Source organism: Vulcanisaeta sp. (genome assembly GCF_049966235.1).
Lineage (GTDB): Archaea > Thermoproteota > Thermoprotei > Thermoproteales > Thermocladiaceae > Vulcanisaeta > Vulcanisaeta moutnovskia.
In genome coordinates this window covers 233505-247697 of record NZ_JBMFVA010000001.1, presented here as the reverse complement: position 1 = coordinate 247697, position 14193 = coordinate 233505, and the positions used below count along the sequence as shown (strand labels likewise).

The window sequence follows — 14193 nt, the reverse complement described above, 5'->3', positions numbered from 1 at the left end:
CGATATTTTTAACTGTTGAATATAAATTAGTTAATGTCTAAAGCCATTATTAATCATTAATTATGGACAAAGCTTAATATTGCTTATATGATGAAAAACGTATATGAGTCAAGATGTGGTTATTACGGGCTTTGTAAGGACACCAATTGGTAAATTCGGTAGCGCATTTAAGAATGTGAAGACACCCTATTTAGCTGCTGAGGCAATAAAGGCATTAATTAGGAGGACGGGTATTGATGGTAAGCTTATTGACGAGGTTGTCTTTGGTTCAACACTCCAGGGTGGTATGGGACAGAACCTTAGCAGATTCGCGGCCCTGCTCGCTGGATTACCCAGTAGTATTAGTGCGTTTACCGTTAATAGGGTTTGTTCATCAGGAATGCAGGCAATTATTGAGGCCATTAGGGCCCTTAAGGTTGGTGATGTTAATGTAGTAATAGCCGGTGGCGCTGAATCAATGAGTACGCAACCACTTGCGTTACCACATGAGGCTAGGTGGGGAGTTAAGCATTTGATTGGTAGGGATTTGAAATTCATTGATTTAATGATTTATGATGGATTAATGGATCCTACAAACATGATGTTAATGGGTCAGGAGGCCGATAAAGTTGCCATGGAACATGAAATAACTAGGGAGGAACTTGATAGGGTCGCCTATGAAAGTCACATGAGAGCTTTAAGGGCTACGGAGAATAAGTACTACCTTGAGCTGGAGCCTGTCGATACGGTAATAAACGGCGAGAAGATCTACCTAGATAAAGATGAGGGTATCAGACCAGACACAAGCCTAGAGAAACTAGCTAAATTAAAACCTGCCTTCGGACCAAATGGACTACACACGGCTGGTAATTCTTCTCAACTATCTGATGGAGCTGCATCACTATTATTAACTACCATGGATAAGGCCAAGGAGCTGGGGTTAAAGCCCGTTGCAAAGATAGTTGGTTATGCATGGCATATGCTAGAACCCTGGAGATTTCCGGAGGCGCCAATTTACGTAATTAGGAAGTTGCTAAGTAAGGTTGGCTGGAGCGTGAATGATGTCGATGTTTTTGAGGTTAATGAAGCCTTTGCTGTTGTTAACGTACTAGTGAATAAGGAGTTGGGTATACCATACGAGAAGATGAATATATTCGGCGGCGCAATAGCCCTAGGACATCCACTTGGTGCGAGTGGTGCTAGAATCGTTACGACATTAATATCGGCATTAATGCACGTTGGTGGTAAAAGAGGTGTGGCTGCGCTGTGTCATGGGACAGGCGGCGCCACGGCTGTGGCTATCGAGATGCTCTAAATAAAGCAAAAGGCTTTTAAATGAAGTAGGTCCTTTGGTACTTCGTGGACGTCCTGGAATAAAGGATTTCGGAGAACTTAAGGTCATAATAAACCTGCTAAAGAAGTATAGGGGATACGCAACTACACTCATTAGTCTATACATTAATAGTAATAGGCCAATACCGGATGTCGTATCAATGCTTAGACAGGAGTGGGCCTTAGCGAGCAACATTAAGGATAAGACCACTAGGACGCATGTTCAGGATGCTCTCGAGAGAATAATAAACTCAATAAAGGGTATTTCAAAAGCCCCGGAGAATGGCCTTGCAATATTCGCAGGTTTTCACATGATAAATCCAGGTAATTATGAGTGGATTTTCCATGCCCTAATTCCTCCAATACCGATATCAACCTTTAAGTATATATGCGATACATCATTCCATACAGAGATCCTGGAGGGTATGGTAAAGAGCAGTGATACTTATGGAATAATAGTCATTGAAAGGGGCGAGGCCGTGATCGCACTACTAAGGGGTAACTACTGGGAGATTGTGGATAAGGTTCAATTCTTCGTACCAAATAAACACGCCGCAGGTGGTCAATCAGCCCTAAGATATAAACGACAGACAGAGCACCTAGCCGAGACATTCTACAAGCTAGTCGCCGAGAGAACCAACAAGATACTCACTGAAATACCCAACCTAAAGGGCATTGTTGTCGCTGGGCCAGGTCCAACCAAGGAGGAGTTTCTTGAGGAGGGTGAACTTGACCATAGGATCAGGGATAAGGTCATTGCCATAGTATCGGCGTGCTGTGCCGACATTAGTGGTGTTCTTGAGGCTATTAGGAATGCTGAGGATAAACTTAAGGAGACCGAGTACGTTAAGGCCAAGAAACTAATGGAAGAGATCATGTACTTAGCCGTTAAAAAGCCTGAGTATTTAATCTACGGTAAGGACTCTGTGATGGATGCCATTAAGAAGGGTATTGCTAAGATGATCGTTGTTAGTGAGGATGTCGGTGAAGACGAGATCATGAACCTAACACTTATGTTAAGAGGAAGAAAGGACATTGAATTATTCGTAATGCCCAAGTCCGTTGAGGAAAATCTAACATTAACGCAAACATTCGGTGGCTACGTAGCCATATTATCAACACCATCATGGTTAATCGAGAATTATGAGGAAAACCAAGTTCAAAGTGATTCATAAGAGGGAAATTTCCTTAAAAATTATTTTGTTTTTCTAACCGCCGCCGGCAGGTGGGAGAAATACGACTTCATCACCGTTGGATAACTTGGTGCTTAGCCCATTTAGGAAGTCTATGGATCTACCATTGACTAGGATTACGTACTGATCCTTAAGTTTACCATTATCATCAAGTATTACTTTCGAGAAATTGGGACTAATTGATTTGTCAATAACCTGTATTAAATCCTTAATTGTAGTACTATCAGATACGTTAATCTCCGTCTTAAGTACCTTGGTTATATCGTAGAGGGATGCTAAGAACTTAACTTGCACTTTCATTAAACCACTAAGCTCATCATTAATTTAAAAACTTAATTCCTAAAAGTGGTCACTATGCAACACCGCAATGTGGTAGAAATGTTACCTCATCACCATCAGATAATTTAGTGGTAATGCCATTAAGAAAGTCTGGGGACCTACCATTAATTAGTACTAGGAACTTATCCTTAATCCTATTGTTGCAGTCAAGAATAACCCTAGAAAAACCTGGGTATATGGCATTATCAATCTTCCTTATTAAGTCAAGCAATGTCGCACCCTCTGGCAACTCAATCTCGGCCCTTAAGGTCTTAGTCATTTCATATAGTAAAGTCAAAAAATTGACTTGTACTCTCATTAGGTATGTCATAAAAGTCTTTAAATAAAAATCTTTTCTCTATTTTTATTTAGTAGGTCTATTTTAAATAATGGTAATCATTGCTGTGATGAACACTTACCCAACGCCTTCAAAAGGGTCATTGCGACTCCAAGGCCTCTCTGCACATCCTTATCTCCCAACGCTCTCCAAAGTCCCATTAAACCACCTACAGGCTTAGCATTAGCTAAATCAATATTCTTACCCATGCATCCACCTAAATCCTGAACCAAGCCCTTCAGCCTAAGAACATCCTGAGTATCTAGTTTATTCATTGCCTGTAAACTACCATCAACGAGTATTGATAATAACCTAAATACTGCAGGATCTTGGAAAAGATACTGTATAACTTCCTCAAATCTATTAACTATTAGCATTAATGCATCAATAACACCACTGCGTTTAAGCTCAATTATCTGATCAAGCAAGCCCCTAATCTCATCAATGTTTTGTACAAGTACATTAAGGGCTTCAGCAATCTGCTCATCCGGGCTCTTCTCAACCTGTGTTTGTTGGACTTGTGCCATGATCACCACCTCACATAGTTGTTGCTAACCAGGTTTTATAAAATAGATCCTTAATCAACCTACCTAACGGTGACGTCAATATACTATAACAACTACCCATCCATGCAGCCTTATTGCTAGTTAAGTCTAACTTTATGTCGCAGTTAAACATCATTCCAACATCACCATAATCCAAGGCGCACGTCATTGCATTTATTTGAGCAGGATCAACTGGTTGGCCAAGTAAATCACCGGTAATAGCTGCCGCACTAGCTAATGCCGTAAAATGCACAGGAACACCTGCTGTTGGGAGACCTACATATGGCATTGAGTGCTCACCGGGTAAGTATACATCGTCATACTTTAAGCTCCTACCTGTATAGACATTTATTGCAGTCCATTTTCCAGCAGGAGTATCAGCAACTAATGGTGTACCTTCAAAGGGCTTTGGCAATCTTGCTGGTGGCGTCACAATTAACAGGTCATACTTATACTTTTCACCGTTAGAAAGCGTAACTACCTTTTCCTTATCATCAATAGTAATTGGCGGTTTAATACCACTTACGCATTCAACTCCTTTTTTAGTGGCAATATTTTCAGATATTTTAACGGCCTCTGGACCTAGCGGCTCTAGGGGTTTGTTAAATGGATAGAGCAATGTTATGCTTGTTCTATCTCTAATACCCCTCTTCCTAAACAATGTATCTAATTGACAAGCGAATTCGAAGGGGTAAACACCGCACCTATATATGGGTTCAGGGGCTACTAAAACGACCTTACCACCAGTGAAAGATCTTAATGCCTCCTTAAGTTTTAATGCGCCATCAAGGGTATAGTTATGGTAACCAACGCCTAGGTTATAGGACTGGAAGTCATTCTCAACGCCTAGACTCGCTAATAAGTAATCGTAATCAAACTTACCTTGATCTGTCTCCACGACTCTATTATCGGGATCTATCTTCGTCACCTTGGCCTTAACGTACTTAACACCCCTCCTTTCAAGCAATGATAAGGGTAATTGGGCTTGCTTAGGTTCTATGTCACCAAGCGCTATGTTAACGAGAAGTGGTGGTAATAAGTAGTAATCCGTATCATTTATTATTGTTATTTCTGCATCAACCCTACCTCTCAACCTTTCGGCCATTCTCTTGGCAGCAACGACACCACCAACACCACCTCCCAACACTAGAATTTTCTTTGGCACGTTAGACTTAAGATTTATGTTACTATTTAAGTATTATTATCAATTAAAATATGAATTAGATTGTATATGTGAATAAATAAATTACTTTGAATATCCTAGAATATGAAAATTAGAATGAAGATAGGGATTTAATATATATTGTTGTAATTGTCATAGTGATGATGGACCAACAGACCGATGTTAGGTAATGAGGATGGAGGTGAAGACTGATTATTCTGTTAGAAGTGTTTTTAAGTACGTGAGGACGCATTAATTAGTCTCATGAGTCTAAGGACATTATTTACAATGTCGGTAAGAAACCTTGGAGGTAGAAGAACAAGGGTCATACTGACTATGCTTGCTATAGTCTATAGTGTAGCATTAATGATAACATTAGAAACAATGACTTATGGATTTAAGGTTGCAATAACCAATGAGGTTGAAAACATACTGCCCACCGATTTAATGGTTTACTCACAAAGTGTCTCAATACCTGAGGAGGTGGCCCAGGTAATTACGAAACTCCCTCATGTATCATACGTTGTTCCTGCAATAATAATAAGTACGGCACAGGTTAATGGCAAGGCCGTCACCCTGATTGGTATACCCAGTCAGTACTTCTCATACTTTGAGGTTCACATGGAGAGTGGATCATTGCCTATGAGCAATGGTGAAGCAATAGTGCAGGATACCCTGGTCCAGAAGGATAACATAAGTATTGGCGATACGATTTATGTTCAAGTACTAACGGGAATTCAGGGAGGCACCAATATAATACCCCTAAAGGTTACGGGAACATTCAGTAGCATACTTGGTGGTTTTCTCGGCTTTCAGTTAAACATGATTGTAACACCGATAGGTACATTGCAGAATGACTTAGATGATGATGGCTTTGTTAATGCAATATTTATAAAGTTGTCTCAGGAAAATCCTGCATATCTTAATCAATTAGCTACGGCATTGAGTGAGTATTTTCCAAATGCTGATGTTTATGAGCAGAGCTCAGTACTTAGTTCAATCTCTAATGCATTATCAATGGTTAATTTATTCTTCATAGTAATAATAGCACTGAGCCTAATAGTTACTGGGCTTAGTGTTGCGAATACTGCCATCATGAACGTTAGGGAGAGAACCAGGGAAATAGGCATACTTAAGGCGTTAGGTGCATCCAATGGGCAAGTAATCACTATATTCCTTCTTGAGATATTAATCATGAGCATAATCGGTTCAGTAGTGGGTATAGTGCTGGGAATAGTAGGCGCTTACTTAGCCAGGTATGTAATAATTAAATTAAACCTACCGATAATAATACCCGTAATACTACTGCCCGCATTATATGGATACTCACTAATAATAGCCATAGCAACATCAATTGTTGCCTCAATACCATCATTAATATCAATAACGAGAATCAGACCTATGGAGGTATTAAGGATTGAGTGATAGAAAGAAACTAGGAAAATATATCTAAACCCTCCGTAATCCTAAAATCAACCCTATACTTAACCCCCAAACTCTCTGACTCAAGTAATTGACCAAGGAGTCTATGCGATGTTGCATCCATGACCTTAACCTTCACGAATGCGCCAATATCTGCTTTCTTCACGGCTATAGGCTTATAGTTATATGAACGAACGATGTAATTCTCACCCCTAAAGTCTATCTCACTGGTAATACCCCACATTTCCTTACCAATGAATGGTTTATTCCTTTCCAAGGCCACTTTGTTAAAGATCTCCGTAGCTACCTTACTCCTCTCCTTCTTAATCTGTTCAGGTACTTGCTCCATGTAGGCGGCCTCAGTAAACGGCCTTCTACTATACCTAGCAAGATTAACCTTATCTATGCTTAACTCCTCGATTAGTCTAACACTGGCCCAAAAATCTTCATCGGTTTCCCCAGGAAAACCAACAATGATGTCAGTGACTATTGTGGCATCGGGGAAAACCCTCCTAATCCTCGTTACAATGTCCTTAAAGAGACTAACTGAGTATTTTCTTTTCATGAGGGTTAATATACGGTCACTACCACTTTGTACAGGGATGTGGAAGAACCTATACACACGCCAATCGGATTTTACAATATCGAGTAGCCTATCAATTACTCGGCTAAGTTCAAGGGGCTCCATCATTCCCAACCTAATCATAAACCTACCATCAACCTTACCTAATATATTCTCAAGTAAATCAGCTAAGTCATAACCCTTATCACGACCATATGCACTAATCTCTTGACCCGTTAGATAGATCTCCCGTGCACCCCTACTAACGGCATTAGCAACGGCGTTAGTAATATCGCTCATTTCATAACTCCTCACTTTACCAAAGCCCATCCTACCAACCTTAGTAACGCAAAAGCTGCAATTACCGAGACAACCAACTTGTATTGGCACGACGTATCTGTGCCCATGAAATTCAGGGTAATAACTAGGTAAGTACTTCATGGGTCTATCCTCATATACATAAATATCGTTGCGCCCATTTACGACTTCATCTATGAACTCAGCACCATGGGATGTGACAAGCACGGCATTGGGCGCCGCATCCTTTATCATTGCTGGTCTAACCCTAGTTAAGCATCCAGTTACAATTAATCTCTTGTTTAGATACTCCTCACTTAACTTCCTTAGAAGCTTCAACTCATTTCTCTCAGCCTCTTCCCTAACGGCGCATGTATTGATAATAATTGTATCAGCCGATTTAATGTCCTCGGTGTACTCCCAGCCCAATGACCTAAGCCTAGTAATCACTATGTCACTATCCGCCTTATTCAACCAACAACCAAATGTTATCACAGTGAATTTATTGGCCATACTACCGTTAATAACAAGGATCCCTAGGCACTTAAAAAACTAGATGCGCGTAAGCAGTGTTTTTAAATGGGCAATCCATTAATAGCCTAAGGATTATGATAACCATTTTAATAATCCACGCAGTATTAATGGCCCTTGGTATAGACCCGCCGGCATCATTCACAGTAACGGGAATCACTTGGTACTACGGATCATATTCAGAACCAGTGAGTAATTATACGCATATATACACAGGCACTGGTATAAACGCCACCATGGTGATTAACATAAATAGCAACTTATCAACACCTGTCAACGTCTCCTACACATTGAGTATAGGGAACCACGTAACTCAGGGTTTATGGGAATTACAACCAGGAAGCAATACATTAAATATAACAGTACCAGCCCTAAACCAGGGTAACTACAACGCATCCCTATCGATATATACAATGGGCTATACCATGAATTACTACTTCACAGTATCCTCAGTAACACCAGGAATAATAATAAACACAACAGTAACGAAATTATACAGTGGCGTACCTCAGGTAGTGTTGCTTAAAATAATGAACAGCACACCCATACCCATAAACTCCACATTAATAACAATAACCGGAACAAACATCGCAGTAAGCAAGAGTATTATTACGGTAAAGCCCCCATTAAATGAAAGCATAACGGTGGTGCCAGGCCCGTATTCATTGGGCACGGCAATATTAACCCTAAAGATTAGCTACACTGATGTCGGGGGTTATGCCTGGAATACTAATGAGACACTTACATTCACAATAGTGCCAACGCCTGTATACCTAGCCCTAAGCACGCAATATAGCACTATTAATTATGGCAATTACCTACCAATAACAATAAATGCAACAACACCCGTAGGCCCTCTACAAGATCAACAATTAAGTATTTATGTTGATAATAATTACGTAGTATCAATAACAACGAATAATTACGGTACAGCCCAGTACTCGTTGTTAGTGAATTATGGCGTAGGATATCACGTGTTAACGATCACCTTCACAAACACCACATACTTCCAGGAGGCAATGATTAATTATACCTTCATAGTATTGCCGGGCACAGTATACATAATGGCCTATGTAAATAATACTAATATAACGTATGGAAGCTCAGTAAATATTTATGTAAAACTATCACCACCAATATCAGGTGGCGTATTAACAATTAGTTATGTGATTAATGGATTATCATCAACAATAGGCAGTTATACTCCCATAAACGGTAGCGTTCAAGTTACGTGGATACCACCACAGGCTGGAACGTACTTAATAACAATCTATTACACAAACCCGCCAAATTATTTACCAAGCTCTACTAATCTAACGATAATTGCCCATAGAGCACCCTGTACCCTATCAATAACAATTAATGGAACTCCAGAGGTACTGCATGAAGTTATAATAATAAGTCACATGGAACCTGTAATCGTTAATGCAAAATTGAATGTATTAATTACGGGCAATAATACATCAGTAAGCGGCGCGACCTACATAAACGCTAGCGGTGTTGGTGAGTATATCTTCATACCTAAATTACCTGGTAATTACTCAATAGCAGTATCATGGTCTGGAAACATCAATTACAAGGGATGCGGCACCACTTATTTCCTGGATATAATGAAGGCCCCATTAAGCCTTTACATGAATGGAAGTAGCGACTTAATTGCCGCAGGCGGCTATGAAACCTTTAGTATAAATATTATGACGAACATCCCAATTAGCTATGTTAATGGGAACTTAACCATAGTTATTAAGAACGGGAACAAGACTGTGAGTATTTATGAAGAGCCGATTACGGGTAATTACATGAAGAGCTCAATACCTTTTCCTAAACCTGGCAATTACGAAATCCTAATACTTTATCCAGGTAATGATTATGTTAATTCAAGCATATACGGACCCTACTACATAACAGTACTACCGGGTTTCCTAGGAATACCCTGGTATATGCTACTTGCTTACCTAACGCCAATAGTACTTGGATCATTAATTGGAATTATTATTAATCATAAGTTCCGTCAAGCATAGCAATTAGCCTTGGCAACTCGGCCACACTACCTATCACGAACTTCGTCGGAAACTCCCTAGCCCAGGTAGAAACCCCTATGTTTATCGTGCCTAATCCATTAACCATGATTATATCCCTTGGATGATCAGTTACGTAGACAACAACAGTCGATGGTAATCCAAGCATGTCGAGCGTCCTCTTAACCAGATCAAGCTTATCATGACCAGGACCTAAATCACCAAGAGACACACAACCCTCAATAAATTCAGTAAATCCATAATACCTTAACTCATCTACCATGCGTGAGCACTCTAATTCCCTTCCTGTGGCTATGACCAGTCTCTTATTCATACTACGTAATACCTTCATGGAGTCCAAAACCCCTGGAAATACCTCACCATAATCCCTCCTCTGTGAATACAATAGCCAGCAATCATGCCAAAACCAGAAATTCCTCGATAAATCACCAAGCACCTCACTTAGAGATGGATCCCTATAATAAACACTGAGTAAGTAGCTAATATCCCCATTTATCTCCTTACCATATTTTGCCGCGCACTCCCTCAATACAGCTAGGAACTTAGGTAGTGTATTAACGAGAGTCATATCAAGGTCTAGTATAATGGCCTTAACGACCATAGTGGGGAATATGTTATGGCTTTAACTCATTAATAAACCATTCCATTAAATCCACCATTAAAATAAAATACTTTAAGAACCTATTTAGTACTGATTAAATAGTGGGTAAGCCTAGGTATAGAATAGAAGTAGTCCTTGAGAGGGATGGTAAGGTATTAATGGATAGCATAACGGCAAGGCTTCTTGAGATCCTTGAAAGAAAAGGTTCCTTATTATCTGTCGTGAAGGATCTCGGTTTACCATATTCAAAAGCTTGGGAATTAATTAATAGGTTAGAAAGTGGATTGGAGATTAAGGTCGTTAATTCAAGGAGAGGCTATAAGGGAGGCATGTTACTCACTATCGAGGGAAGGGAGGTATTGAATACGTATAGGACAATGACGAGGAGGTATGTATGGAATCCTGATGGATCTGTATGTGACACCGTATATGCTGGAAGTGATGATTGTATAGTTAGGGATATAATCAGCGAGATGAGGAGTGAGGGTTACTGCATTGATGCTTATTGGGTTGGTTCAATGAATGGTTTAAGCATGGTAATGAATGGTCTAGCTGACATTGCTGGTATTCACTTGGTTGATCCAATGAGTGGTGAGTATAATGTATCATACATGGACTCACTGGGTGCTTGGGACAATGCTGTTTTAATGAGGGGCTACCTAAGATTATTGGGTATTGTGCATAGGCCATACTTAAGCATTGGTGATTTAACAGACATACTGGGACTCAGAATGGTTAATAGGAACCCAGGTTCAGGCACTAGGCTGGCAACAGAGCTTTTACTTAGTGGTATTGCTAGGCACACGGGATATGATGTGGAGGAATTAAGGAGGACAATAAAGGGTTACAATGATGTTGTGAAAACCCATGTGGAGGTTACTGAAAAGGTAGCTAGAGGCCTTGCTGATTACGGAGTGGCAATAACAGGGCAGGCACTTGCGATGGGTCTCTCCGTCAAGCCCATAGCCCTTGAGGAGTTCGATATTATAATATCTAAGACAAGTATTGATAAACCAACCGTTAAGGAGTTCATACGTAGGATAAACAAGGTTAATTTAAGACCAGGTTATGTGATTCTAAGGAACACTGGCGAGCTCTACTCTAGGTAATCATAATCGCTACCGCCAACATACACATTATGAAGAACCCTATAAAGAGCATCAAGGCCCTCACCAGTTTTCGCGCTTATTGGTATTGGCTTTGACATAGTACCAATGGCAGTCAGGATATCCGTTAACCTAACACTTAGGTCAGTCTCCAACTTATTAACCTGGTTTGACAATAATGCTTCCCTGAGTAAATCCGTCTCCTCGCTCCATTCAAGTATTTCATCAACCACGGATTTATCAAGCAAGTCAATCTTATTGAGCACGTTTACCTGAGACATATTAAACCTAAACTGGGTTGATAATGATAATAGCATTGATGATACGTAACCACTTGGTGTCTGGGCCTGTGTTGCATCGATTACGAATACTACGGCAGACCTATCCATACTAAGCCTATTAATTAATACGGAACCAACACTCCTAAAGGCGAAGAGCTCCATCTGACCTGGCGTGTCTATGAGCACGTAATTAGCACCAATATCCATTACTTGGTTCTTTATCTCCTGGGCCCTGACAGCCAGCATGTCTATTGCAGCTATTATTGAACCATTGGGGCCAAGCTTGTACTTCCTCATTAACTCCCTAGCCGAGATCACATCCCTGATGTCTATATCAGGGACGTAGGGCACGTACTCCACAGCAGGATCGAGATTAACAATAGCGACGTCATATTGATTATTCTCAAGCCATTCAGCAAATGTACTAACAAGTGTTGTTTTTCCTGAACCAGCCGTGCCAACTATAAATACTGTGAACATTACGTATGGTAAATAAATTACCTTAATAAAAAACTTCCGAACCACCCACTAAACACTCATGTATAATGTGGCGATTAAAGCCCTGGCCGTGGCATCACTAAGAAGCATATACCTAATACCATTTCTTAAACCCAAATAATTAGATACCACCGTTACTAATGCACCACTCATTAATGACCCAATTAGTGTCCCAATACCATAAAATAGGTTGTATAGGCTGACGGCTGTTCTTCTATCCTCAGAATTATCATAGACGAATGATATATATGCAACATTTGATGCGGAATTCGTGAAGCCCGCTATGGTATTCGCCACGTAAATCACGTATACATTATTGGCCAGGGCATAGGACAATGGGAATGTTATGAGTAAGAATCTCCCTAGAAACATTATCAACTTCCTATTCCTATCAAACCACTTACCAACATGTCTCTGGAGAATTAATGTTGACACACCACTAATAACATTAACAATGGCTAACTGCTCAGTATTCATATTAAGTAAATAGACCTGCGCTAATGGAAATAAAGGCCACGCAAAGCTCCATACAATCGCAAACAAGGTATTTATCAGGAGAAACCTTATCAACTTCCTGTTATTCCTAATCGTAGACAGCAATCTATCAGTGACCTGGCATTCAGGATCCATTGGTTCCATGTTCCATATATTAATTACATTCATAAGAATGAGAAATGCGCTAGTGATGAATACGTAATGCATTAATGCGTAGTTACTACCAACGATTAGGCCTGTCATTAACGTTGCCAATAAACCACCTATGGAACCATAAAATGCATAAGTAGCTAATACCTGACCCCTACTTCCTCTACTCATTCTCTCCATGATTAAGGCCCATGCAAAGGAATTAGCACCACTGACAATGGCTATGGCAATATACGTAATTAAGTATAGTGTTGGATTCCCATAGGCAATAAACGCCATTGTAAACCACAAAATAGCAAGTAATAATGTCGATAATTTCAGCAATTGTTCAATACGACTAGTCCTCCTTAACGGTACTTGAACAACACCACTGAAGAAAGATGAAGCTGATGACACAAGACTAATACCAATACTTGGTACGCCAATAACGGCCGCCAAGAAACTCATGAAAGGTGATACAAGTCCATTAGCGAGGTTCTGGATTAATACGTAATTTTTCAATTTCTTATTATCCATACACCTCATTAATTAATACTAAACCATATAAAAACCATACCCAGCAGAACGTCAGCCCGGGTCCTCTCGATCATTTAAAATCACACTGGTCTAGTACTCATCACTGTAAATACGTAGTAACTCTAAGAAATAAGGCTTATGCGTTAAGAACCCTTGATTGATAGGTAAATTAAGTCACCAATAAATAGCACCAGGATAAAAAATGCTATTATGAATATTATCATCATACTAGTGGAATCATATAAAGAGTATAAGGCAATGGTTAGTAAGGGTAATGAATAGATTAGGGCGTTCATACGACCAACATCAAATAATTTCCTACTAGCCCTAGAATATATAATGATTGACTCCAAGAATAATGCTATACTTGATATTAAATTAATAATAAGAACATTAAATATGGAACTCTCTGGTATTAATGAAACGGCAGTAGAAACCATGGGTAAATCGAGGTCAAGATCATAAACATCAATAACCCTAATAAAACCCCTCCTCACTCTATTGAGAAACACCCTGCCACTAACGGTTAATCCAAGTGCCGTAACATAAGACACGTAAATCCTATACCAAGGCTCAACCCATGAAATTAATGTTAAAATCACCGCAGTAGCACCAATTAAATATAAAGGCACTAGATAGTTCAATCTTTCCTTAATATACGATAACCTATAATCAATACTAAACCTAAATGCGGAGGCATACTCTAAAATAAACCAGGAAACACCCAACAAGCCAAAACCAACACCCAACAACCACAAAAACATCAATACAAAAAACAACAGGTAAACAAAAAACTAACTCAACGTATTAAGCAAAAGGAACCATTAAG

Annotated in this window: 14 protein-coding genes; 5 read left to right on the top strand and 9 right to left on the bottom strand. The window is 39.7% G+C overall.

Annotation, left to right across the window (positions count from 1 at the left end):
• Positions 1 to 103 precede the first annotated feature (103 nt).
• Positions 104 to 1294, top strand: coding sequence for a thiolase family protein (locus tag ACP5L5_RS01370; RefSeq protein WP_013603594.1), 1191 nt, complete (start codon positions 104 to 106; stop codon positions 1292 to 1294).
• Positions 1295 to 1328: 34 nt separating this feature from the next.
• Positions 1329 to 2486 carry a peptide chain release factor aRF-1 gene (gene prf1 / locus ACP5L5_RS01365; protein WP_428761073.1) on the top strand — a complete coding sequence of 386 codons (1158 nt, stop codon included), beginning with the start codon at positions 1329 to 1331 and terminating at the stop codon, positions 2484 to 2486.
• Between the two features lie 33 nt (positions 2487 to 2519).
• On the opposite strand, the gene ACP5L5_RS01360 is transcribed toward prf1, so the two are convergent.
• The 4 genes from ACP5L5_RS01360 to ACP5L5_RS01345 form a co-directional block, all read right to left on the bottom strand.
• Complete coding sequence (locus tag ACP5L5_RS01360; RefSeq protein ID WP_048056787.1) at positions 2520 to 2804, bottom strand: MoaD/ThiS family protein; 285 nt, start codon at positions 2802 to 2804, stop codon at positions 2520 to 2522.
• 52 nt (positions 2805 to 2856) lie between these two features.
• Entirely contained in the window at positions 2857 to 3141 is a 285-nt protein-coding gene (locus tag ACP5L5_RS01355; RefSeq protein ID WP_048057105.1) for a MoaD/ThiS family protein, read from the bottom strand.
• A gap of 77 nt (positions 3142 to 3218) precedes the next feature.
• Positions 3219 to 3686, bottom strand: a complete 468-nt coding sequence (locus tag ACP5L5_RS01350; RefSeq protein WP_428761166.1) for a DUF1641 domain-containing protein — start codon at positions 3684 to 3686, stop codon at positions 3219 to 3221.
• 10 nt (positions 3687 to 3696) lie between these two features.
• Positions 3697 to 4869 carry an NAD(P)/FAD-dependent oxidoreductase gene (locus ACP5L5_RS01345; protein ID WP_428761070.1) on the bottom strand — a complete coding sequence of 391 codons (1173 nt, stop codon included), beginning with the start codon at positions 4867 to 4869 and terminating at the stop codon, positions 3697 to 3699.
• 261 nt (positions 4870 to 5130) lie between these two features.
• On the opposite strand from ACP5L5_RS01345, the gene ACP5L5_RS01340 reads away from it, so the two are divergent.
• Positions 5131 to 6291 carry an ABC transporter permease gene (locus ACP5L5_RS01340; protein ID WP_428761068.1) on the top strand — a complete coding sequence of 387 codons (1161 nt, stop codon included), beginning with the start codon at positions 5131 to 5133 and terminating at the stop codon, positions 6289 to 6291.
• Between the two features lie 10 nt (positions 6292 to 6301).
• On the opposite strand, the gene ACP5L5_RS01335 is transcribed toward ACP5L5_RS01340, so the two are convergent.
• Complete coding sequence (locus ACP5L5_RS01335; RefSeq protein ID WP_428761066.1) at positions 6302 to 7660, bottom strand: tRNA (N(6)-L-threonylcarbamoyladenosine(37)-C(2))-methylthiotransferase; 1359 nt, start codon at positions 7658 to 7660, stop codon at positions 6302 to 6304.
• Positions 7661 to 7755: 95 nt separating this feature from the next.
• Between ACP5L5_RS01335 and ACP5L5_RS01330 the strand changes: the two genes are divergently transcribed.
• Positions 7756 to 9699 carry an Ig-like domain repeat protein gene (locus ACP5L5_RS01330; RefSeq protein ID WP_428761064.1) on the top strand — a complete coding sequence of 648 codons (1944 nt, stop codon included), beginning with the start codon at positions 7756 to 7758 and terminating at the stop codon, positions 9697 to 9699.
• Here the strand turns inward: ACP5L5_RS01330 and ACP5L5_RS01325 are convergent.
• Positions 9674 to 10318 (bottom strand): HAD family hydrolase, encoded by a 645-nt coding sequence (locus tag ACP5L5_RS01325; protein WP_428761063.1) that lies wholly within the window; start codon positions 10316 to 10318, stop codon positions 9674 to 9676. The genes ACP5L5_RS01330 and ACP5L5_RS01325 overlap by 26 nt on opposite strands.
• A 101-nt stretch (positions 10319 to 10419) precedes the next feature.
• Here ACP5L5_RS01325 and ACP5L5_RS01320 point away from each other — a divergent pair, with 101 nt between their 5' ends.
• Positions 10420 to 11427, top strand: coding sequence for a substrate-binding domain-containing protein (locus ACP5L5_RS01320; RefSeq protein ID WP_273303560.1), 1008 nt, complete (start codon positions 10420 to 10422; stop codon positions 11425 to 11427).
• On the opposite strand, the gene ACP5L5_RS01315 is transcribed toward ACP5L5_RS01320, so the two are convergent.
• From ACP5L5_RS01315 to ACP5L5_RS01305, 3 genes are all read right to left on the bottom strand, one after another.
• Positions 11415 to 12230 carry an ATP/GTP-binding protein gene (locus ACP5L5_RS01315; RefSeq protein ID WP_237699679.1) on the bottom strand — a complete coding sequence of 272 codons (816 nt, stop codon included), beginning with the start codon at positions 12228 to 12230 and terminating at the stop codon, positions 11415 to 11417. The two genes, ACP5L5_RS01320 and ACP5L5_RS01315, sit on opposite strands and share 13 nt — an antisense overlap.
• A 3-nt stretch (positions 12231 to 12233) precedes the next feature.
• Complete coding sequence (locus tag ACP5L5_RS01310; RefSeq protein ID WP_428761062.1) at positions 12234 to 13364, bottom strand: MFS transporter; 1131 nt, start codon at positions 13362 to 13364, stop codon at positions 12234 to 12236.
• A 143-nt stretch (positions 13365 to 13507) separates the two neighbouring features.
• Positions 13508 to 14143 carry a hypothetical protein gene (locus tag ACP5L5_RS01305; protein ID WP_237699680.1) on the bottom strand — a complete coding sequence of 212 codons (636 nt, stop codon included), beginning with the start codon at positions 14141 to 14143 and terminating at the stop codon, positions 13508 to 13510.
• Positions 14144 to 14193: the final 50 nt, after the last annotated feature.

What these genes read in the sequence shown, in the direction of transcription:
- ACP5L5_RS01310 (WP_428761062.1), bottom strand. Translation starts at nt 13,364, where the DNA reads ATGGATAATAAGAAATTGAAAAATTACGTATTAATCCAGAACCTCGCT.
- ACP5L5_RS01355 (WP_048057105.1), bottom strand. Translation starts at nt 3,141, where the DNA reads ATGAGAGTACAAGTCAATTTTTTGACTTTACTATATGAAATGACTAAG.
- ACP5L5_RS01335 (WP_428761066.1), bottom strand. Translation starts at nt 7,660, where the DNA reads ATGGCCAATAAATTCACTGTGATAACATTTGGTTGTTGGTTGAATAAG.
- ACP5L5_RS01370 (WP_013603594.1), top strand. Translation starts at nt 104, where the DNA reads ATGAGTCAAGATGTGGTTATTACGGGCTTTGTAAGGACACCAATTGGT.
- ACP5L5_RS01330 (WP_428761064.1), top strand. Translation starts at nt 7,756, where the DNA reads ATGATAACCATTTTAATAATCCACGCAGTATTAATGGCCCTTGGTATA.
- ACP5L5_RS01325 (WP_428761063.1), bottom strand. Translation starts at nt 10,318, where the DNA reads ATGGTCGTTAAGGCCATTATACTAGACCTTGATATGACTCTCGTTAAT.
- ACP5L5_RS01340 (WP_428761068.1), top strand. Translation starts at nt 5,131, where the DNA reads ATGAGTCTAAGGACATTATTTACAATGTCGGTAAGAAACCTTGGAGGT.
- ACP5L5_RS01360 (WP_048056787.1), bottom strand. Translation starts at nt 2,804, where the DNA reads ATGAAAGTGCAAGTTAAGTTCTTAGCATCCCTCTACGATATAACCAAG.
- ACP5L5_RS01350 (WP_428761166.1), bottom strand. Translation starts at nt 3,686, where the DNA reads ATGGCACAAGTCCAACAAACACAGGTTGAGAAGAGCCCGGATGAGCAG.